Source organism: Ligilactobacillus hohenheimensis (assembly GCF_947381805.1).
Classification (GTDB): Bacteria; Bacillota; Bacilli; order Lactobacillales; family Lactobacillaceae; genus Ligilactobacillus; species Ligilactobacillus hohenheimensis.
This window is the reverse complement of record NZ_CANCXC010000013.1, coordinates 1-528: the sequence shown is the minus strand read 5'-3', so window position 1 is coordinate 528 and position 528 is coordinate 1. Positions and strand designations below refer to the sequence as shown.

At 46.2% G+C, this 528-nt stretch carries 1 rRNA gene; it reads left to right on the top strand.

The features are described from left to right. Window positions 1-134: 134 nt before the first annotated feature. Window positions 135-528, top strand: a 23S ribosomal RNA gene (locus QOR60_RS06830); the annotation flags it as partial.

Sequence of the window (528 nt, the reverse complement as noted above, 5' to 3'; positions counted from 1 at the left end):
CTTTGTTCTTTGAAAACTAGATAACAATTCTTGATTTCTTGATTAAATTGAACCGAGAACACCGCGTTTTAAAGAGTTTAAAACAAGACAAGTTCTTGAGCGCTAAACTCAGTAATTACCGTCAGGTAATTAGAGGTTAAGTTATTAAGGGCGTATGGTGGATGCCTTGGCACTAGGAGCCGATGAAGGACGTGACTAACTGCGATAAGCTTCGGGGAGCTGTAAGTAAGCACTGAGCCGGAGATTTCCGAATGGGGCAACCCAATGACCGTGAGGTCATTACTGCTAGGTGAATGCATAGCCTAGTAAGAGGAACACGTGGGGAACTGAAACATCTTAGTACCCACAGGAAGAGAAAGAAATTCGATTCCCTGAGTAGCGGCGAGCGAACGGGGAACAGCCCAAACCAGGAAGCTTGCTTTCTGGGGTTGTAGGACTGGTGTTGTGAGTTACCAAGTAATCATGTAGTCGAAGCAGTTGGGAAGCTGCACCACAGAGGGCGATCGTCCCGTAGACGAAACATGGTTA